Raw genomic sequence first — 20,320 nt, forward strand, 5'->3', positions numbered from 1 at the left:
AGCATATAGTCTATAATATTGACTATATGCTATATTTGTAATTATTAGTTAAGGAGAATCGCTATGGAATTAGTTAATGTTAAAGAGTTATTTAGAAAAGAAAGTGATTATATAGGCAAAGAAGTTACGATTGGCGGTTGGATAAGAAGCAATAGGGATACGAAAACATTTGGCTTTTTGGTCGTTAATGATGGCACATTTTTTGAACCATTACAAGTGGTTTATTCCGATAAACTTCACAATTTTAGCGCAATTTCAAAAATAAGCGTTGGAGCTGCGGTTATTGTAACTGGTGTAGTGACAGCGACTCCAAATACAAAACAGAACTTTGAAATTCAGGCAATCGGTATTGAAGTTGAAGGTGATTCGCAAATAGATTATCCATTACAAAAGAAAAGGCATTCATTTGAATATTTGAGAACAATTTCGCATCTAAGACCTAGAACGAATACATTTCAAGCAGTATTTCGAGTTCGATCTATGATTGCATATGCGATTCATAAGTTTTTTCAAGAAAGAGATTTTGTTTACGTGCACACACCAATTATTACAGGTAGTGATTGTGAAGGTGCTGGCGAGATGTTTCAGGTTACAACAATGGATTTAAATCATATTCCAAAGACAGAAGATAATAAGGTCGATTTCTCTGATGATTTCTTCAATAAGCCAACGAGTCTGACGGTAAGTGGACAATTAAACGGTGAAACATTTGCGATGGCATTTAAGAATATCTATACATTTGGACCAACATTTCGGGCTGAGAATTCTAATACAACTAGACATGCAGCTGAATTTTGGATGATCGAGCCAGAAATAGCATTCGCTGACTTAAAAGATGATATGGTTTTGGCAGAAAGTATGCTAAAATATGTTATCAATTATGTACTTGAAAATGCACCTGAGGAGATGGAATTCTTTAATCAATTTGTAGATAAAGGATTAATTGATAGATTAAAACACGTCACTAGTTCAGCTTTTGGACATGTAACCTATACACAGGCCATTGAAATTTTAGAGAAGCATAATGATGAATTTGAATATAAAGTATCATGGGGCTGTGATTTGCAGACAGAACATGAAAGATACTTAACAGAAAAAGAATTTGGTAGACCAGTATTTGTTACGGACTATCCAAAAGAGATCAAAGCTTTCTATATGAAGTTAAATGAAGATGGAAAAACAGTTGCAGCAATGGATTGTCTTGTCCCAGGAATTGGCGAAATTATCGGCGGTAGTCAAAGAGAAGATGATTATGACAAGCTGGTTAGTCGTATGCAGGAACTAGATCTTAATATCAAAGACTATGAATTCTATCTTGATCTTAGAAAATATGGTTCTGCAAGACATGCAGGATTTGGACTTGGATTTGAACGATGTGTAATGTACTTAACTGGTATGGGAAATATCAGGGACGTAATTCCATTTCCAAGAACAGTAAACAATTGTGAATTATAACTTCTTGATAAAAATATAGAGGAGGATATTGTGTTATGATAACTACCGGAATTATTGAAGTAGACATCCATGGAATGACCGCTTGTGAAGCAAAAAACTATATTGATAAAGTTTTGATGAACGCAAATGGAAGTGTGTATCGTATCAGAGTGATTCACGGTTTTCATGGTGGCACAAGTCTGAAATCTATGCTTATGGATGAATATAGCTATGAACGTAGTGAGAAAGTGAAAAAGGTCCAAGGTGGAAATAATCTTGGGATTACGGAATTGGTTTTGCGTGAATTTTAATTTGCGTAATACTATTTTTAGATGGGAAAAACATGGGAAAGACGAATGTAGTACGTTTGATAGAACGCGAAAATATCGCATATACTATAAAGGAATATGAAGTAGACGAAAATGATTTATCAGGTGTGCATGTGGCGATTCAACTTGGACAACCAGTTGAACAAGTCTTTAAGACGCTGGTTTTAAAGGGAGAGCAAAAAGGATATCTAGTATGCTGTATTCCCGTTTCTGAGGAATTGGATTTAAAGAAAGTCGCAAAAGCCGCCGGTGATAAGAAAGTGGAAATGATACCGATGAGAGATTTACTTATGGTAACTGGATATATTAGAGGTGGTTGCTCTCCCATTGGAATGAAGAAAAAATTCCCTACATTTATCGATGAAACTTGCGAACTGTTTGATCTAATTGCAATAAGTGCCGGAATTAGAGGAATGCAGATATTAATGAATCCCCAAGATCTGATCAATTACATTCAAGCAGAAACAAAAGATCTGTGTAAGCAATGAGCCGAGCAACCTCCAAGTCGAAGCTTTGGGGGTTGCTTGGATGCTGTAAGGTTGCACGGAAAGGCAAATAATGTTATTTTCAAAAAAAGATTTACAAAGACTAATAATTCCGTTAATTCTTGAACAGACGCTAGTGATAACTGTTGGAATGGTAAATATAATGATGGTTTCTTCGGTGGGTGAAGCTGCCGTTTCTGGAGTATCGCTAGTAGATATGCTCAATAATTTAATAATAAGTGTTCTTGCTGCCCTAGCAACGGGAGGCGCGGTAGTGACTGCTCAATTTATTGGGGCTGAAAAAAAAGAGCAAGCATGTAAATCAGCGAAACAATTAGTTGTGATTTCAGTAATTATCTCTATCGTAATAACGATATTTGTATTAATAGTACACAAAACATTACTATCAATGCTATTTGGTAATATTGATGAAGCTGTTATGCAAAGTGCAATTATATATTTTTTGATATCAGCAATTTCATACCCATTTCTTGCTTTATATAATTCATGTGCTGCATTGTTTCGGTCAATGGGAAACTCAAAAATTACATTGAAAATATCCTTATTAATGAATATAATCAATTTAGTTGGAAGTGCGGTGGGCATTCTTGTATTACATATGGGGGTCGCAGGTGTCGCAATTCCATCTTTGGTCTCAAGAGCAGTGTCAGCAATTATAATATACTGTTTGCTAAAAAACCCTCAAAATATGATCTATTTAGTAAAAGAGCGTTTTCGATTCGATGGCAGAATGATAAAGAAGATATTATATATTGGAATTCCAAGCGGGCTGGAGAATGGTATTTTTCAATTAGGTAGGGTTATGGTCGTTAGTGTTATTGCAGGATTTGGTACAGTACAGATCGCTGCGAATGGTGTTGCAAATAGTCTGGATGGAATGGGCTGCATTGCAGGGCAGGCAATGAGCCTTGCGATAATTTCGGTGATAGGACGATGTGTTGGAACCGGGGATTTCGATCAAGTAAAATATTACACAAAGAAATTAATTAAAATGACTTATATAATTACAATTGTCGTAAATACTTGCATTCTTTTAGCGTTGCCATACATTTTAAAAATATATGGATTGAGTTCAGAAACGACTCAATTAGCAGCAATTCTAGTGCTGATTCATGACGGTATCGCGATGCTTTTGTGGCCGATTGCGTTTGCACTGCCAAATGTTCTTCGAGCATGTAATGACGTTAAATTTACAATGGTAGTCGCTATATTTTCAATGTGGACCTTCCGTATTGGATTTAGCTATATACTAGGCGTATGGCTAGGAATGGGAGCAATAGGCGTATGGATAGCAATGATTTTGGACTGGATATTTAGAGCGATTTATTTTGCGTCAAGATATTTAAGTGGAAAATGGCAAAAAAAATGTTCAAGAGCATAAAAAATATAAAAAATAAAATAGAATATAAGAGGATAAGAAATGAACAAAATAGCTAGCTTTACAGTAAATCATTTAGATTTATTAACAGGAATTTATGTATCAAGAAAAGATTATATTGGAGAAGAAGTTGTTACAACTTTCGACTTGCGTTTTACAAGACCCAATGAAGAACCACCTATGGATAATCCTGGAATTCACTCAATAGAACATTTAGGTGCAACATTTCTTAGAAACCATCCAACTTGGGGTGAAAAAACACTTTATTTTGGACCTATGGGATGCCGAACAGGATTCTATGTAATATTTTCTGGTGATTTAAAATCAGAAGACATTGTTGATTTATTAAAAGAGATGGCGGATTATATTTTGGCCTACGAAGGGGAGATTCCAGGATATTCACCAAGAGATTGTGGTAATTACTTAGATAATAATTTGAATCTCGCAAAAATATATATAAAAAAGTATAAAGAAGAAGTGCTTGATAATCCAACAGCAGAGAGATTGAATTATCCAAATTAATATAAAATAGTAAAAAACAAAATAAACCAATATAAATTAAGATTAATGCCAGTGGCAAAAAACTTGATATGCGCATTGTCTCGTAGAGCGGGCCAATAAAAGATACGCAGGATGGAGAAAAAAAAGATAAATGAAATAGCCCCACACGTATTTAAAAATGAAATGGTTTTTAGAACAGCGACACAAGATGACTATGTATTCATATTTCAAGAAGATCAGGTATTATTAAAAGAATTAAATATTCCTCAAATTTGTGATATATATTCAAAAATAGATTTCAAGATGGAAGAGCTAGAATACTTATTTTCAATAGATGATAGAGCGTATTACTTGCTTAGAGATAAAAACACTAAAAATCTATGTGTCCCAGATTCTAAATTGGAATTTCAAAGTAATCAAATATACAGGACATTAGAAGAACGGTACATAGCGTTTGCAATAATGACAGCAGGACAACTTTATAGATGGATGAAAAAACACAGATTTTGCGGTTGCTGTGGAAGTAAAATGTTGAAGAGCACAACAGAACGAGCACTAATTTGTGATAAATGCGGAGAAACAATCTACGTAAATATATCACCAGCGATTGCGGTCGCTATTATTAACGGTGACAAACTTTTAATGGCTAGAAATGTATATGGAACATTTCTAAGATTTGCGCTAATTGCAGGATATATGGAAATTGGTGAATCTTTCGAAGATACCATAAAACGTGAGGTTATGGAAGAAGTAGGCATAAAAGTTAAAAATCTAAGATTCTATAAAAGTCAACCTTGGAGCGCATCAGATAGCTTGATGATTGGTTTCTATGCAGATTTGGACGGCGATGACACAATAACGTGCCAAGAATCAGAAATAGCGGAAGCACGTTGGTTTACGCGTGAAGAGATAGAACCTGATTTTGCTAGGATAAGTCTTTCATATGAAATAATAGAGAACTTCCGACTAGGCACTTATCCTCATTAAATATAAAATTATGATTATATACACATAAACAAAGCCCTTGGTTTTCAATATGAAAACCAAGGGCTTTGTTTTGATTAAAAATAACTATATTAAAAATAACTATATTAAATAACTTTTATATAATTAAACTTCAAAAAGTAAATCGCCATAAGATGGGAAAGGCCAAAATTCTTTGTCGACAATCATTTCAAGTTTATCAGCAGGAGTTCTTAAAGCAATCATTGCTGGTTTAACAACATCTCTAAAGTACTTTGCTTGTTCCTGAGCATCAGCTATTTCATTTGCTTCATTATCAGCGATTACAAGAGCAGAACTAGCAGCTTTCATTTCTGATAAATATGATGAAATTTCATCAAGTAAAGCTTTCTGAGTTGAAGCATCTGAGCCAGCTTCTGTAACAGTTACTACGGAGTTAGCAAGTTCAGTTGTATATGCAATAACTGTTGGAATCAGTTGCTTTCCAGCAATATCAATCATTGCTTTTGCTTCGATATTAATAGCCTTTGCATAAGCCTCAAATTTAATTTCAACACGTGAATGAAGTTCAGTTTCTGTATATACGCCAAACTTTTCAAATACAGCAATTGCTTTTGGTGTAAGAAGTGTAGGAATTGCATCAACCATAGATGTTATGTTTGGTAGTCCGCGACGATTAGCTTCAACTACCCATTCCTCTGAGTAACCATTTCCGTTAAATACGATTCTATGGTGATCAGAAGCTAACTTCTTAATTAAATCATGTACAGCTAAATCAAGGTTTTCAGCTTTTTCTAATTCATCAGCAATTTCACAGAAACTTTCAGCTACGATTGTATTAAGAACAACATTAGCTGATGAAATAGAATCTGAAGAACCAACCATTCTAAATTCAAACTTGTTACCAGTGAAAGCAAATGGAGATGTTCTGTTTCTATCTGTTGCATCTTTGCTAAGGTTTGGAAGTGACTTAACGCCTGTATCTAAATCAGCCTTTTGAATACTGCTTGTAGCACCGCCAGTACTGATTAACTGTGCAATTACATCTTCTAATTGCTCGCCAAGGAACATTGAGATGATAGCAGGAGGAGCTTCGTTAGCACCAAGTCTATGATCGTTACCTACGCATGAAGCGGATTCTCTAAGTAAATCTGAGTGGATATCAATTGCTTTCATGATTGCAGTTAAAACCAATAAAAATTGAATGTTATCATGAGGTGTTTTGCCAGGCTCTAATAGGTTAAGTCCAGTATCCGTTGTAATTGACCAGTTATTATGTTTACCAGAACCGTTAACACCTGCAAATGGTTTCTCATGAAGTAAACATGTTAAACCGTGACGACCTGCAACTTTTTTCAATGTCTCCATTGTTAATTGATTGTGATCAACAGCTATATTGCACTGTGCATAGATAGGAGCTAATTCATGTTGTGCTGGAGCAACTTCATTATGTTGAGTCTTAGCTGAAACACCAAGCTTCCATAATTCTTTGTTAACATCCTTCATAAATGAAGCAATTCTTTCTCTAATAGCACCAAAGTAGTGATCTTCTAATTCTTGACCTTTAGGAGGCATAGCACCAAATAAAGTACGTCCAGAGAATATTAAATCTTTTCTTTGTAAATATTTTTCTCTATCAACGATAAAGTATTCTTGCTCAGCACCGACAGAAGGCATAACCTTTTTTGCTGTAGTGTTTCCAAATAATTTTAAAATACGAAGAGCTTGAATATTTAAAGCTTGCATAGATCTAAGAAGAGGAGTCTTCTGATCAAGTGCTTCGCCTGTATATGAACAAAATGCTGTTGGAATACAAAGAGTAGCACCGGCAGCATCTTCTCTAACAAATGCTGGTGAAGTACAATCCCAAGCTGTATATCCTCTTGCTTCGAAAGTTGCTCTAAGACCACCTGAAGGGAATGATGAAGCATCTGGTTCACCTTTAATTAATTCCTTGCCTGAGAACTCCATGAGGATTTTCCCAGAAGCATTAGGTGCAGAAATAAATGAATCATGTTTTTCAGCTGTAATACCTGTAAGAGGTTGGAACCAGTGAGTATAATGCGTTGCCCCTTTTTCGATTGCCCACTCTTTCATTGCATTTGCAATAACATCAGCATCACTAAAACTTAAGTCAGCACCATTTACAATAGTTTCTTTTAGGTTTTGATAAACGTGTTTTGGTAAACGTTCTTTCATAATGGTGTCGTTAAATACGTCTTCGCCAAAAATATCGGCTACATTGAACTTTTCACTCATAATATAATCATCCTTTCATATTAAAAATTGTAACGTGACTTATATAAAAAAGGCGCCCTAAATAAAAGGGACGCCTTTGTCCTACTAAAGTAACACGTTATTTTTTTGGGTAAATAGATTAATCTAAAAAATTAATTAACCTTTAAATAAAATAACTCAATTTCATACAAATAGCAAGTGCTTTTTGCAAATACTTTACATTTTTAATTAAACATTGTTACAATGACTGGTTTAATCAGTAAAGTATTATTATTCTAAAGTATTGTTATTCCAAAGGAGTTTCGTTCATAAAGGTTCCTTGAACAATAACCCTTTGTGATCCATCACCAGTGCATGTTGAAAAAGTGACGATTTGAGTAGCTGATGATACATCTACACCAGTATTATAACTAGATAATAGTTTCATTGACTGGGCATAGGCCTGTAAAGCAGTGGCATTAGTAAAGTTATACGTATAGGTAGCACTTATTGGTTCGCTAATGTAGGCTGTAAAAATCTTATATTCAAGTAATTTGTTTCCTGTATATATATAGAAGATGTCATTTCCTTCTGTTTTGTAAAATGACGGTGTTAGATACTTATTTAACCCAGCAAACATACTGCCATTTTTCATGTTATGGCCATATATAATAATATGTGACGTGGATAAACCATTACTAATTCTATAATCTTCAAATAATGTTCCGCCGCCGTTATAAGTTTTATTAAATGCATGAGTAAGATAATAATCGTTATCACTTCCTTGTGCGAGTGGAAGTTTTAAATTAATTGAAGGAATATATAAATATCCGATACCTTCAGAATTGATATTTAATAGAGCTTGATGATCATACTTAAAAGGTGATTGTATTTCTTGTGTATTATCTGATGTAGTAGCTTCAACAGGTACAAGCACCGTATCTGCAATTGACTTGTATATGTCATCACCTTGCTTATATTCTAAATAAATCTTAGCTAGCATAAAGCCTGAATAAAGAAATATAATAGCTGCTATTATCATTATTATATATCGAATGATATTTCCCCAAGAAAGTTTTCTCTTTTTTTTATCGCTTTTATGTTTATTTGGCCCATGTGACTTGAGATTAGAATCAAGTTCATCTGAATCAAGTTCATCTGAGTCGACATCCCAATCAAGTTCGTATTGACCATCATCCGAATTAAGTTCATCAGTGTCTAAATGATTCTCTTTATTCAAGTCAACATTTTTATCATATTCATCAGAAATTTTGCTTTTGTCTTTGATATCCATAAAAAGTCTCCATTACTATGCTTTACTAGGCTCTATCAGCGGAACCGAAAAGCTCAATTTTTTCTTTTACAGTGGCTTTAATTGCTAGACAACCTGGTGTTAGAAGTTTCCTTGGATCATAGCCTTTGCCTTCAAGGTCTTTTCCGGATTCGATATAAGTTCTAGTAGCTGCAGCAAATGAAAGCTGACATTCTGTATTAACATTGATTTTAGCAACACCAAGTGAAATCGCTTTACGAATCATTTCAGAAGGTATTCCTGTACCACCATGTAATACTAATGGCATAGTACCTGTGAGTCCCTTAACCGCTTCAAGTGTTTCGAAACTAAGGCCAGTCCAGTTTGCAGGATATTTTCCATGAATATTACCAATACCAGCGGCAAGCATTGTGACACCAAGATCAGCAATTAATTTGCATTCTTGTGGATCAGCACATTCACCATTACCAATTACACCATCTTCTTCACCACCAATTGCTCCAACTTCAGCCTCTAGTGACATACCTTTTTCTTTACATGTTTCCACAAGTTTAGTTGTTTTGTCGATATTTTCTTCAATTGGAAGGCTTGAACCATCAAACATAATTGATGAAAAACCTGCTTCTATACATTTTAAGCAACCTTCATATGAGCCATGGTCTAAATGCAGTGATACAGGAACTGTAATGTTTAAGTCTTTTAGTAATCCTTCTACCATTCCTACAACTGTGTGATAGCCTCCCATATATTTGCCGGCACCCTCAGAAACACCCAAAATCACAGGGGAATTCATCTCTTGTGCAGCTTGTAATATTGATTTTGACCATTCAAGGTTGTTGATATTAAATTGACCAACTGCGTACTTTCCATCTCTTGCTTTAATTAGCATCTCTTTTGCTGAAACTAACATATAATACCTCCTATGATAAATAATAATATAATTATACGCTATATTAATGAAAAATAAAAGTAAGAACTACGAAATATGAAAAGTTATTTATCGATATTGATTTATAAAAGTTTAATGTTATAATTAATCTAATAGATTTAAAATCTATTTTCAGTAGTTAAAGGCTATTGTTAATAAAGCTGAATTAGGAAAAGAGGAGAAAAATATAATGTGTTTTGGAAATGCTATTAGTAATATATTTCTTACAATGAATGCTGCTGGTGTAAGTAGTGATGCGGGGAATTCTGTTTGGCCATTTATTGGGTTTTTGATGTTCCTTTTCGGAGTAGTTATTACATTTGCAGGCTTGATTATGGCAAGTGCAGCAAAAAGGGAATGGAATGTGTTTTATGCACCTCACGATGTACCAACAGAAGATATTAAAATGAAAAAGAAAAAAGGTACTAGGAAAGGCCGAATTGTATATATCTTAGGTATTATAATGTTAGTAGGCTCGTTTTTTGTTAAATAGTAAAGTTAGAATCAAACGAAAGGCTCTCATAGAGGGCTTTTTATTTTTATCGATAGTAGAGGAAAAAAATATCGCCCACGTTGTTGTGGGCGATGAGAAGGGGAGGGAGTTGTTCTGTATTTAACAACTCAGTTTATGAAAAAATGTTAAGGAGTTATCAAATTATTTAATTATTAGTTAGTTAATTATTACTTTGATACAATTTCATTATAAAGTTTAAAAATGAAGAAACAATGTGTATTATGTTAATTTTTATTGAATACAATGTGAACAAAGAATGAATGTTAGCATTGAGTTTTCATTTGTTATATTTATAAAATAAATATATAATAGGAATAGTATTTAAAAGGAAATCATGAATAGTATGAATAATAACGGAGGAGGTATTTATATAATGACGATTACATATAAATGTCATTCATGTGGTTCGGCCATGGAATTTGATGGTCCTACACAGACCTTAAAGTGCGATCACTGTGGTTTTGGCATTAGTGTTGAAGAGTATGAAAGGCTATATGATAATGAGGGGGAAACCAAAGAAAATCAGTCAGATGATAACAATGTAAAAATTTATCATTGCCAAAGCTGTGGGGCAGAGCTTATTACTGATGAATTTACTTCTGCAACAATATGTGGATTTTGCGGGAATCCTTCACTTGTTGAAGATAGACTGTCTGGGGATTTTTCACCATCCCTTGTAATACCGTTTAAAATCGATAAAGAAAATGCTAAAAATATTTATCAAAAGTGGATAAAAAAAGGGCCGTTGACTCCAAGAACATTATTTTCAAAGAGTACTATAGAGAAAATAACTGGTTTATATGCACCCTTTTGGTTATATGATTACGAAGCTTCTGATTATATGGAAGCAGCGGCTACTAGAACAAGAATGGAGAGACACGGTGATTATGAGTATATCTACACTGATCACTACGCAATATATAGAGATGTAAAAGCCGATTTTGTTCAGATTCCAGCAGATGCATCTGAGAAAATGCCAGATGATGCAATGGATAAGCTTGAACCTTTTGATTATCAAGAGATGACAGACTTTAAAATGCCATACTTGTCAGGATTTTTATCCGAAAAGTATAACTTTACTTCAGAAGAGATGGAGCAGCGTACTAGAGCACGCGCAAATCAATATATTACCGACATTACACGAGGAACAATTAATGGGTATTCGACTGTAAACATTTTAAAAAACGAAGTCAGTGCAAACAATACTCATTACGATTATGCATTGTTTCCTGTATGGATGCTTAATTACAAATTCAATGGCAAAGATTATCAATTTATGCTAAATGGCCAGACAGGAAAAATTGTGGCAGATAGACCGATTAGTATGAAGAGGGCATTTGCATGGTTTGGTATTATTACAACGGGCGCATTTATTATTACTTTGATTGGAGGACTGTTCATATCATGAAAAAAATAAATTTAACATTAGTTTTAATGATACTTTTAACGTGTGCATTTATGCTTATGGGATTTGATTCTACACAACAAAAAGTATATGATGATGCAGGAATCTTGACAAGTATTGAAGAGAGCAAATTGCAGAAATTATGTACGGATGCAGCGCAGACATCCAAGATCGATATTGTTATAGTAACAACGTTGGATAATCAAGGGAAAACCTCTTTGAAATATGCACAAGATTTTTATTCATCACATGAATTTGGATATAATAAAGCAAATGGAGATTGCGTGATTCTAGTAATTGATATGGAAGGTAGAGAAGTTGGCGTTAGACCATTTGGAAGTGGTCAAACTTATTTATCAGAAGTAAGAACAGATAATATTATAACCGCAGTAAAAGCAAGATTAAAAAATTCTGATTATGACGGTGCATGCGAATTATTTGTAACTAAAATGGAAAATTATATGAGATCGCTGCCTTCCTTAAGTGATAAATCAGGTGATGGTAATACAGATTTTACAGAGGATCAGACTTTTTCACAAAAGCTTATGGCTAATATGGGAATTAAGGTATTAATTGCAATTGGGATTGGAGTCGTTGCTGTACTTGTTATGATGTTTAATGCAAAGGCAAAGATGTCAGTTGGATGCCAGACATATGTGAAAGACCATAATTTTGATATTAGAGATACAAGAGATATATTTCTCAATACGACTGTAGTGACACATAAGATTGAAACGAATAAAGGCGGCGGCGGAGGCTCTATGAATAGTGGTAGCGGAGGCAGTGGCTTTAGTGGTGGAAGTTCAAAATTTTAATATACAATAAAAAAATCCACATATACATATATTGACGTTTATTCTTATAAACAATTAAGAAATAAAGTCCGTTATATGTATATGTGGATTTTTGTTGTAATTTACAAAGGAAATATTATAATGTTTGTGGTTCAGGATATTCAACGCCAAATGTATCTACTTTAACAGTTTTCATTGTTTGCGTTTTCTTTGGCTTATCATTCCAGTCAACATCTAGTGCTGCAATTGAATTCAGTACTTCAACACCTTCAGTTAATTTTCCGAATGCAGCATATGAGCCGTCAAGATGTGGCGCTGGTGCATGCATAACAAAAAATTGTGAACCTGCTGAATCTGGATGCTGAGCACGTGCCATTGAAAGAATTCCAATGTCATGCTTAATGTCATTTTGAAAACCGTTTTGGCTGAATTCGCCAGGGATTGCATATCCAGGGCCGCCAGTTCCGGTTCCTTGTGGATCACCACCTTGAATCATAAATCCAGAAATGACTCTGTGAAAAACTAGTCCGTCATAAAAACCTTTTTTTATAAGACTAATAAAATTATTAACAGTATTTGGTGTTATCTGTGGGTATAGTTCAGCTTTCATAACATCGCCGTTTTCCATTGTAATTGTAACTATTGGGTTTTGGTTTGCCATATTAGATTCCTTTCGTTAAAACGAGTTTATGTGTTATATCTTACTATAAGAAATGATTAATTGTCAAATTGTATTAAAAATGATAGTCCGAGCTCAGATCCCTATGATAGTTCGAATTCAGATTCCTATTATAGTCCAAAGGCATATTTGATAAATTTAACTGCATTATCAGTGTGCGTAGATGTCGATACAACACCATAGCAAGGTCTGGTCATCGTTAAGTCCGTTTCTGTTTTGACGCGAGTAGAAGTTAGATCAACAGCGATTGGAAACTTAGTTCCATCAGTTGCAGTATAATATACTAAATAATCAGAAAGCTTGCTTAACTCATTGGCCGTAAAAAGTTCCGTTAAATCGGTTAAAAATAATTCCTCATCCGAAGAGTAAAAAGTTACATAATCATATTCACATAAATAACCATCAATCGATTTTGCAGTAGCCATTGCAACAATCTTTTGTGTACTATAATAAGCATCTTCATCGCCGGCTCTTTGAATAAGAGAATAATTATTACTAAAAATAACTCTCTTACTTTTTCCATCTATTCCTAAATACTGGGTGAATTCCACAGTCAATTTATCTTTGTTATCATTAAAACCAGTCATGTTCCCATCAACTACGACAGTAGTAAATACGGCTTCATAATCGTTGCGCATAAACATTATTATCAAACAAATTACGGTTACAATTGCTATAAGAGTGCCGATGATATGTATTCTATAATATTCCCAAATATATTCTTTTTTTTGTGAAAAAGTCATATCTTTTAACTTTTTATTTTGGACCTTGATTTCATCCCTTAAACTAAGCTTATTTGCCATAATATCCCTTTCCAAAATCAAATTTAGGTGTATCAACTTTAGTAAGTTTAACATATTTAACCACTAATCGCACTGTTTTTATAAATATTTAATAATAATCTTATAAATGGCCTTTGATTTTTGGTGGAATATACTATATAATCGTATTTGTATTGAATTTTAATTAACCAGGTGTAAAGAAAAGAGGATAAAATGGGAAAGTTTTTTAGTATTGAAGGCCGCTTTTTCGGAGGTATGACAAGAGTTGCGGATTTCATTATTTTAGATATATTAGTAATGATTTTTTCTATACCTATTATTACAATAGGTCCAGCGTTGTCGGCGGGATATTATGTGGCATTGAAAGAGGTGAAAAACCAAGAAGGTTATGTAGTGAAGAGTTTTATAAAAGCCTTCAAACAAAATTTTCTACAAGGATTCATAATTGAGTTAATTACATTTGGGGCAGCTGGTTTATTATATTTTGATCTTTCCATCACTTATAAATGGGCACATTCGGCGGAGCAGAGTCTTTTTGCAAATTTATTATTCTTTGTTTTACTAGGATTTCTGGTTATTGTCTTTGCAATAGTAATATATATATTTCCAATGCTTGCTAAGTTTGATAATAAAACAATAAAACTAATTATTAATTCTATGGTAATGGCAATGAAACATTTGCCACAAACAATTATAATGGTTATTATTAATGGCTATCTTGTATATTTGACATTTACATATCCTCCATTTATTATTTTTTCTATTGGAATATCATTATATATAACTGCTTACATAATGACTAGAATATTCAATATATATACCAAACCAAAAGAAAAAGAAGATGAATCAGATGCTTATCATATTGATATGTATTAGAAAAAATGAGAGAATAATTGAATAAAACAATATAATAACAATGGAGATAACTGTCGCATGTGCAACGGTTATCTCCATTGTTATTTTTATGTACAAAATATATATTAGTAAAATATAAAGTCTATAATAAATTAAAGTGCTTGTTCACCGTGTTCACCTGTACGAATTCTAACGGCATCCGCAACGTCATATACAAAAATCTTACCATCACCAAAAGCACCGGTATTGATTTTTGCAACAATAGCATCAATAATTGAATCTGCAATATCATTGTTGACTACAGTTTCTACTTTGATTTTAGGCAAGAGGTTAACGGTATGTTCGTGACCTCTATATATCTGCGTAAATCCTTTTTGACTTCCGTAACCCATTATGTTAGAAATCATAAGCCCAGTAGATTTACAATTATCCAGAATTGATTTCAAATCTTCAAGACGTTCCGGTTTAATAATTATTTCAAGCTTTTTCATAATTCTCCCCATTCCTGCGCATCTTTTGCGCATATCAAGTTAGTGAAAATACACCACTTGATGTAATAATAATTAAGTTATAATTCAATGTGATCGGAAATCTTATCAGTGTATAGTTGTGTGCTACCAGTCCAAATGATTGATATATAATATAAAGCACATAGTAAAGTTGCTGCTTGCAGGCCAATCGATAAAATCGAAATAGAAGAAACAAAGGCTATGTAATATACAAAAATAAATATACCAAGGATGGACCAAGTAACTCTAAAGTTTCGAGTTATAGCAGATTTATCCTGATTTTTCGCTTCAAGCATAATGCTCTCTGTAAAATAATAAGTAAAGTAAATGGAAAAGATTGTAATAAGCCCTTTTGTAAATGTATCAATATTCCCAGCGCCCTCTCCAAAGTCAATGAAGTTAATAGCCTGTACAAGAATAGAAATAATAAGACCTTTGATTGCTGTATTTTTGCTTTTCTTAAATAGATTATTTCGCTGAACGAGTGGCATAATACCGATAAGAATCAGGATATATGCAATGATATCTGAAAACAAATCAATTCGTACATCACCAATTTTAACGGTGAATTCTAAGATCTGAATCAAAATCCCAGCTAGTATTAATGTAATGTTTTTTTTGCTCATTTATAAAACCTCCATAATAAATGTACTTTAAGTACCTGTATCTTCATATAATAATGTAAAATATTTACAAGGTCAATAAGTTTATGAAAAATTAACTTTTTCTATTCCTTTTTATTATGGAAATAACACTTGTCTTTTCAGGTTTAATTAGGTAAAATAGAAAGGATAACTTCGTATTATCAGTGTATTATCGATAAAATTTAGCTTGATCTATAAACAATTTAGCAAGTAGTGCCGATATGTATTACATGTTAGGTTTAAGCTCATATAGTTTGAGCTTGAATAGTTCAATAAATTCTTTGTAAATTATATTAGAATCCGGAATAACATAGATAGTACAGAATAAATATTTATAAGTTGAACTTTTGTAAAGGAGGAGCGGTTATGACAATTTCAGGAGTTAGTAATTCATATTCATATGCAAGTTACACGAAAAGAGTAGATTCTTCATCTACTGATGCAGAAGTGAACCAGATTAGCACAGTTAATCAGCCACTCCCCTTAGAATCTTCAACGGCGTCGGAGGATCAACCACAGCAACCGGCTACAGAAACGCTTAAGCCATCGCGAACTGGGAATCTTGAAAAAATCACATTTGATTTCAAAAAGAATAATGAATTCAATCTTGTAGGTGCTCAGAGTAAAGCTGAAGATTTGGATGTTGTTAAGGCTCTTTCGGATATGAAAAAGGATTCAGTACTAGACCAATACAAGTTCTTTGTTAAGTCATCATTGGGCAGCGATGCGGATGGTAGCGTAAGGCAAGTTACAAAGCGTTAATAATATGTAAAAAGATTAAATATCATATTATCCAGCGAAATGTTAAATATATCCAGCGAAATGTTGAATATCTACTTGCAATCATAAAAACAATATTGTATAATACATTTTGTCGTCACGATATTGGGCTTTCGCCAAATGGTAAGGCACAGGATTCTGATTCCTGCATTTAGGGGTTCAAGTCCCTTAAGCCCAGCTTAATATATCCCTCGCATTATGCGGGGGATTTTTACGTTTGACGAATTGGCATTTAGAAGATATAATTGAATAGTTGTGGAGATGTATCGAAGTGGTTATAACGAGACTGACTCGAAATCAGTTTGTCGTATTAATGCGGCACATGGGTTCGAATCCCATCATCTCCGTTGGTTATGCAAGTGTTTGTACGGCAAAAGTGAAAACGTGTAGGCAAAAGTAAGCTTGCTTGTTTTCACTTTTATTTAGAAATGAAAGGACAGGAATATGTATTCATTTGATAGTATGGTTCGGTATAGTGAAACAGATAAAAATGAAAAGTTATCCGTCACAGGCTTAGTTAATTATTTCCAGGATTGCAGTTCTTTTCACTCAGAAACGTTACATATAGGAACAGATGAGCTGGCTGAGGCGCATAGAGCTTGGGTGCTATCATCATGGCAGATTGTAATTAATCGAATGCCCCAAATTTTGGATTGCGTTAAAGTTAGCACTTGGCCATATGCTTTTGAAAGGTTTTGTGGAACTCGTAACTTTACTATAGTAGATAAAGAAGGGGAAATAATTGCATGTGCTAATTCTATGTGGGTATTTATTAATACAGACACAGGGCGCCCCGTATTACCAGAAAGTGAATTTAAAGATGCTTATATTCTCGAAGACAAATATGAAGCTATGAATTATGAAGGAAGAAAAATATTTGCACTAAAGAATATGAAAAAGATGGAAAGCTTCCATGTGAGAAAATGTAATTTAGATACATATAATCATGTAAATAATGGACAATATATACAGATGGCAGAGGAATATTTACCAGAAGGTTTTGAGGTTGGTCAAATAAGGGCAGAATATAAGATGTCCGCACACTATGGAGATGCTATTTGTCCATATGTTCAAATTGAAGAAGAAGAGAGATTTGTTATTGATTTGCGAAATGAAGATGGGAAGACGTTTGCATTGATTGAGTTTGCCAAAACTGAATTTTAATTGATAATTGATATAATAATACTACTAACGATTTAATATAATTGCTAATTATCACGAATAATGATATCAGCAATGTAAGCAGTAATGCTGGAAAGAGGATTAATGATAGAATTAGGAATGAAACAATCTTTAAACGTAGTAAAAGAAACAGACTTTGGAATATATCTTGGGACAGAACTGGAAAAAGTTCTTCTTCCTAAAAAGCAGGTACCAGAAGGAACTGAAATTGGAGATGCAATTGATGTTTTTATTTATAGAGATTCAAGTGACCGTTTAATTGCGACAACAAATGAACCATTAATTGAATTAAATCAGATTGCAGCTTTAAAAGTTGTGGAAGTAGGCGCTATTGGAGCGTTTCTCAACTGGGGTTTGGAAAAAGATTTACTTCTACCATTTAAAGAGCAGACATTCAAGGTAAAAGAAGATGATGAATGCTTGGTAGCTTTGTATATAGATAAGAGCAGTAGATTATGTGCAACAATGAAGGTATATGATTACCTTGAAAATGGAAGCGTTTATATTAAAGATAGTCATGTGAGCGGAACAATCATTGAAATCAATCCTGAGTTTGGTGTATTTGTGGCAATCGACAATCAGTATTATGGAATGATTCCAAAAGCAGAAATGTTTAATGATATGAAGGTTGGCGACCATATTGATGCCAGAGTTACTAAGGTTAGAGAAGATGGCAAGTTATTGCTCAGTGTAAAACAAAAGGCATATATTCAAATGGATGAAGATTCAAAATTAATTCTTGATGAGTTAGAGAAAAATGGTGGAAGCTTACCATTTACAGATAAAGCTGATCCGGAATTTCTTAAGAGTAAGTTCCATATGAGTAAGAATGCTTTTAAAAGGGCTATTGGAAGACTGTTAAAAGAAGGAAAGATTAATCTTAAGTCAGATTCAATTGAAGAAATAAAGTAGTTAAATTGCGTTAATAGAATGTTGTCATGCAAAATTTATAAAATAATAATTTGAATTAGGAGGATAAGAAAATGCAAAAAGTTATTAGTACAGACAAGGCACCAAGTGCGATTGGACCATATTCGCAAGCAATTGAAATTAATGGAATGGTATACACATCAGGTGCAATTCCAGTTAATCCATCAACAGGAGAAATCCCTGAAGGCGTTGAAGCACAGGCTAATCAAGCATTTAGTAATTTATGCGCATTGGTAGAAGAATCAGGTTCAAAGGTAGAAAATATTGTTAAAACAACAGTGTTTATCAAAGAAATGAATGATTTTGGTAAAATTAACGAAATATATAAGAAGTATTTTAAAGAACCATTTCCTGCACGCTCATGTGTAGAGGTGGCAAGACTTCCCAAGGATGTATTGCTTGAAGTTGAAGCGATAGCATGGAAATAGTGGGGGAGATCTATGTGTAAAAAGGTAAATAGATTATTTCCAATACTTATGCTATTTTATATTGGCGGTTCCTATTTGATAAGCTATTTGTTACATGGAAGATCGATGCCAATATGGTTTTCACTAATAGAAAGCCAATTACTTATTTTAGTTCCAGTGATATTGTTTGTTTTATATGAAAAAATCAATGTTGCAAAATGTCTTCCATATAAGCTTTTAAAGCCATTGGATGCTTTGCTTGCATTGCTTTTTGGATATTCATTAATTCCAATGATGATACTTTTAAACTATGTTTCAATGTTGTTTTCGACAAACAAGATCCAAGAGGCGACTGGTGCGCTAATGGAGTACCCATTTTTAGTTCAAATATTTTTTCTGGCAGTAATACCTGCATTTGTTGAGGAATTTGTCTTTAGAGGGATCTTTTATCATTCATATAGAAAGAATGGAATACTTGGAGCTGCGTTATTAAGTGGATTTATATTTGGTATTATGCATTTGAATATTAACCAGTTCGTTTATGCATTTGTTCTGGGTGTGATTTTTGCATTATTAGTAGAAGCTACAGGCTCTATGCTGACCTCTATGATTGCTCATTTTGCAATTAATACATATTCGATTATTATAATGCAGTTAGTGCCGGATTCAATGAAGAATAGTGAAAATGCAAATTCAATTATTCAATCAATGACTTTGCAGACAACAATAATGACAATTTGTGTGTTAGCGGTGGTCGCATCTGCTTTTGGGATAATCTCATTTGTAATATACAAAAATCTTGCAAAAAGAAATAACCGTTGGAATTATATTACCGGTGAAATACGCAAAGGAATAAAACCACAAAATGATGAAAAGTTTGCAACAATTCCTTTGATTGTGACTTTGCTTTTATGTGTAGGATTTATGATATATACGGAATATTTTATTTGAAAATCAATTAATTAAATAAAGATGGGCAAATGACTAGAGTATCTAATCATTTGCCCATCTTTTTCGTTATGCTGAGTAATCAATATTTTGACCAAGATTTGGAGTTACAGACGATTCCATCATCTTAAGCATTCCGTCTCCGGCTTGCTTTAAAGTATCAAGATTTTTCCCAAGAACTGCAATCCCAACATCTGAGTTCACATTTGAAGTACCCATTGCCATTGATAATGATGCTATATCCATATCAACACCTCCGTCTAAACCTATTTAAAGAGTATTTTTATAACATAATTATACTTCAAATGCTTATTAATGACAAGATAATTCATTTAAATATAGTATAAGATATACTTAAATTG

23 protein-coding genes and 2 tRNA genes are annotated in these 20,320 nt (G+C 33.4%); 17 read left to right on the forward strand and 8 right to left on the reverse strand.

Going from position 1 to position 20,320, the window contains the following annotated elements:
* The first annotated feature begins 63 nt into the window (after positions 1–63).
* The 6 genes from asnS to nudC all read left to right on the forward strand — a co-directional run bounded on the left by asnS (position 64) and on the right by nudC (position 5,135).
* Positions 64–1,455 carry an asparagine--tRNA ligase gene (asnS, locus tag BMY18_RS00625; RefSeq protein ID WP_092449539.1) on the forward strand — a complete coding sequence of 464 codons (1,392 nt, stop codon included), beginning with the start codon at positions 64–66 and terminating at the stop codon, positions 1,453–1,455.
* A 35-nt stretch (positions 1,456–1,490) separates the two neighbouring features.
* Entirely contained in the window at positions 1,491–1,745 is a 255-nt protein-coding gene (locus BMY18_RS00630) for a Smr/MutS family protein (protein WP_092449540.1), read from the forward strand.
* A gap of 32 nt (positions 1,746–1,777) precedes the next feature.
* Positions 1,778–2,251, forward strand: a complete 474-nt coding sequence (gene ybaK, locus BMY18_RS00635) for a Cys-tRNA(Pro) deacylase (RefSeq protein ID WP_092449542.1) — start codon at positions 1,778–1,780, stop codon at positions 2,249–2,251.
* 70 nt (positions 2,252–2,321) lie between these two features.
* Entirely contained in the window at positions 2,322–3,650 is a 1,329-nt protein-coding gene (locus tag BMY18_RS00640; RefSeq protein ID WP_092449544.1) for an MATE family efflux transporter, read from the forward strand.
* Between the two features lie 39 nt (positions 3,651–3,689).
* Positions 3,690–4,169 carry an S-ribosylhomocysteine lyase gene (locus BMY18_RS00645; RefSeq protein WP_092449546.1) on the forward strand — a complete coding sequence of 160 codons (480 nt, stop codon included), beginning with the start codon at positions 3,690–3,692 and terminating at the stop codon, positions 4,167–4,169.
* A 111-nt stretch (positions 4,170–4,280) separates the two neighbouring features.
* Positions 4,281–5,135, forward strand: a complete 855-nt coding sequence (gene nudC, locus BMY18_RS00650) for an NAD(+) diphosphatase (RefSeq protein WP_092449548.1) — start codon at positions 4,281–4,283, stop codon at positions 5,133–5,135.
* A gap of 123 nt (positions 5,136–5,258) precedes the next feature.
* On the opposite strand, the gene BMY18_RS00655 is transcribed toward nudC, so the two are convergent.
* From BMY18_RS00655 to fba, 3 genes are all read right to left on the reverse strand, one after another.
* Positions 5,259–7,370 carry a glutamine synthetase III family protein gene (locus BMY18_RS00655; RefSeq protein ID WP_092449550.1) on the reverse strand — a complete coding sequence of 704 codons (2,112 nt, stop codon included), beginning with the start codon at positions 7,368–7,370 and terminating at the stop codon, positions 5,259–5,261.
* 265 nt (positions 7,371–7,635) lie between these two features.
* Positions 7,636–8,622: a class B sortase gene (gene srtB, locus BMY18_RS00660; protein ID WP_092449552.1), complete on the reverse strand. Its 987-nt coding sequence runs from the start codon at positions 8,620–8,622 to the stop codon at positions 7,636–7,638.
* A gap of 25 nt (positions 8,623–8,647) precedes the next feature.
* Positions 8,648–9,511 (reverse strand): class II fructose-1,6-bisphosphate aldolase, encoded by an 864-nt coding sequence (gene fba / locus BMY18_RS00665; protein ID WP_092449556.1) that lies wholly within the window; start codon positions 9,509–9,511, stop codon positions 8,648–8,650.
* A 208-nt stretch (positions 9,512–9,719) separates the two neighbouring features.
* On the opposite strand from fba, the gene BMY18_RS00670 reads away from it, so the two are divergent.
* The 3 genes from BMY18_RS00670 (at position 9,720) to BMY18_RS00680 (ending at position 12,263) form a co-directional block, all read left to right on the forward strand.
* Entirely contained in the window at positions 9,720–10,022 is a 303-nt protein-coding gene (locus BMY18_RS00670) for a hypothetical protein (protein ID WP_092449558.1), read from the forward strand.
* A gap of 394 nt (positions 10,023–10,416) precedes the next feature.
* Positions 10,417–11,451, forward strand: coding sequence for a TFIIB-type zinc ribbon-containing protein (locus tag BMY18_RS00675; protein WP_092449560.1), 1,035 nt, complete (start codon positions 10,417–10,419; stop codon positions 11,449–11,451).
* Positions 11,448–12,263: a TPM domain-containing protein gene (locus BMY18_RS00680; RefSeq protein WP_170841238.1), complete on the forward strand. Its 816-nt coding sequence runs from the start codon at positions 11,448–11,450 to the stop codon at positions 12,261–12,263. The genes BMY18_RS00675 and BMY18_RS00680 overlap by 4 nt, the downstream gene beginning before the upstream one ends.
* Positions 12,264–12,378: 115 nt before the next feature.
* Here BMY18_RS00680 and BMY18_RS00685 read toward each other — a convergent pair whose 3' ends face one another.
* Together BMY18_RS00685 and BMY18_RS00690 are read right to left on the reverse strand one after the other, a co-directional pair.
* On the reverse strand, positions 12,379–12,903 hold the full coding sequence (locus BMY18_RS00685; protein WP_092449564.1) for a peptidylprolyl isomerase: 525 nt from the start codon (positions 12,901–12,903) through the stop codon (positions 12,379–12,381).
* 128 nt (positions 12,904–13,031) lie between these two features.
* Positions 13,032–13,724 carry a hypothetical protein gene (locus tag BMY18_RS00690; RefSeq protein WP_092449566.1) on the reverse strand — a complete coding sequence of 231 codons (693 nt, stop codon included), beginning with the start codon at positions 13,722–13,724 and terminating at the stop codon, positions 13,032–13,034.
* A 192-nt stretch (positions 13,725–13,916) separates the two neighbouring features.
* On the opposite strand from BMY18_RS00690, the gene BMY18_RS00695 reads away from it, so the two are divergent.
* The gene (locus BMY18_RS00695) at positions 13,917–14,579 is read left to right on the forward strand and encodes a YesL family protein (protein ID WP_092449568.1); all 663 of its coding nucleotides are present in this window, start codon (positions 13,917–13,919) and stop codon (positions 14,577–14,579) included.
* Between the two features lie 131 nt (positions 14,580–14,710).
* Here the strand turns inward: BMY18_RS00695 and BMY18_RS00700 are convergent, their stop codons facing one another.
* Together BMY18_RS00700 and BMY18_RS00705 are read right to left on the reverse strand one after the other, a co-directional pair.
* Complete coding sequence (locus BMY18_RS00700) at positions 14,711–15,049, reverse strand: P-II family nitrogen regulator (RefSeq protein ID WP_092449570.1); 339 nt, start codon at positions 15,047–15,049, stop codon at positions 14,711–14,713.
* Positions 15,050–15,126: 77 nt separating this feature from the next.
* Complete coding sequence (locus tag BMY18_RS00705) at positions 15,127–15,693, reverse strand: hypothetical protein (protein WP_092449572.1); 567 nt, start codon at positions 15,691–15,693, stop codon at positions 15,127–15,129.
* A gap of 384 nt (positions 15,694–16,077) precedes the next feature.
* Between BMY18_RS00705 and BMY18_RS00710 the strand changes: the two genes are divergently transcribed.
* The 7 genes from BMY18_RS00710 to BMY18_RS00740 all read left to right on the forward strand — a co-directional run bounded on the left by BMY18_RS00710 (position 16,078) and on the right by BMY18_RS00740 (position 19,961).
* Positions 16,078–16,473 carry a hypothetical protein gene (locus BMY18_RS00710; RefSeq protein WP_092449574.1) on the forward strand — a complete coding sequence of 132 codons (396 nt, stop codon included), beginning with the start codon at positions 16,078–16,080 and terminating at the stop codon, positions 16,471–16,473.
* A 124-nt stretch (positions 16,474–16,597) separates the two neighbouring features.
* A tRNA-Gln gene (locus BMY18_RS00715) sits at positions 16,598–16,669 on the forward strand.
* Positions 16,670–16,748: 79 nt separating this feature from the next.
* Positions 16,749–16,838 (forward strand) — tRNA-Ser (locus BMY18_RS00720).
* Positions 16,839–16,935: 97 nt separating this feature from the next.
* Positions 16,936–17,655: an acyl-[acyl-carrier-protein] thioesterase gene (locus BMY18_RS00725; RefSeq protein WP_092449576.1), complete on the forward strand. Its 720-nt coding sequence runs from the start codon at positions 16,936–16,938 to the stop codon at positions 17,653–17,655.
* 102 nt (positions 17,656–17,757) lie between these two features.
* Complete coding sequence (locus tag BMY18_RS00730) at positions 17,758–18,585, forward strand: CvfB family protein (protein WP_092449579.1); 828 nt, start codon at positions 17,758–17,760, stop codon at positions 18,583–18,585.
* 71 nt (positions 18,586–18,656) lie between these two features.
* Positions 18,657–19,031, forward strand: coding sequence for a RidA family protein (locus BMY18_RS00735; RefSeq protein WP_092449581.1), 375 nt, complete (start codon positions 18,657–18,659; stop codon positions 19,029–19,031).
* A gap of 12 nt (positions 19,032–19,043) precedes the next feature.
* Positions 19,044–19,961, forward strand: a complete 918-nt coding sequence (locus BMY18_RS00740; protein ID WP_092449583.1) for a CPBP family intramembrane glutamic endopeptidase — start codon at positions 19,044–19,046, stop codon at positions 19,959–19,961.
* A gap of 66 nt (positions 19,962–20,027) precedes the next feature.
* Here the strand turns inward: BMY18_RS00740 and BMY18_RS00745 are convergent, their stop codons facing one another.
* Positions 20,028–20,204: a YjfB family protein gene (locus BMY18_RS00745; RefSeq protein ID WP_092449585.1), complete on the reverse strand. Its 177-nt coding sequence runs from the start codon at positions 20,202–20,204 to the stop codon at positions 20,028–20,030.
* Positions 20,205–20,320 lie beyond the last annotated feature (116 nt).

This window comes from [Clostridium] fimetarium, from assembly GCF_900111235.1.
Classification (GTDB): Bacteria; Bacillota; Clostridia; order Lachnospirales; family Lachnospiraceae; genus Clostridium_N; species Clostridium_N fimetarium.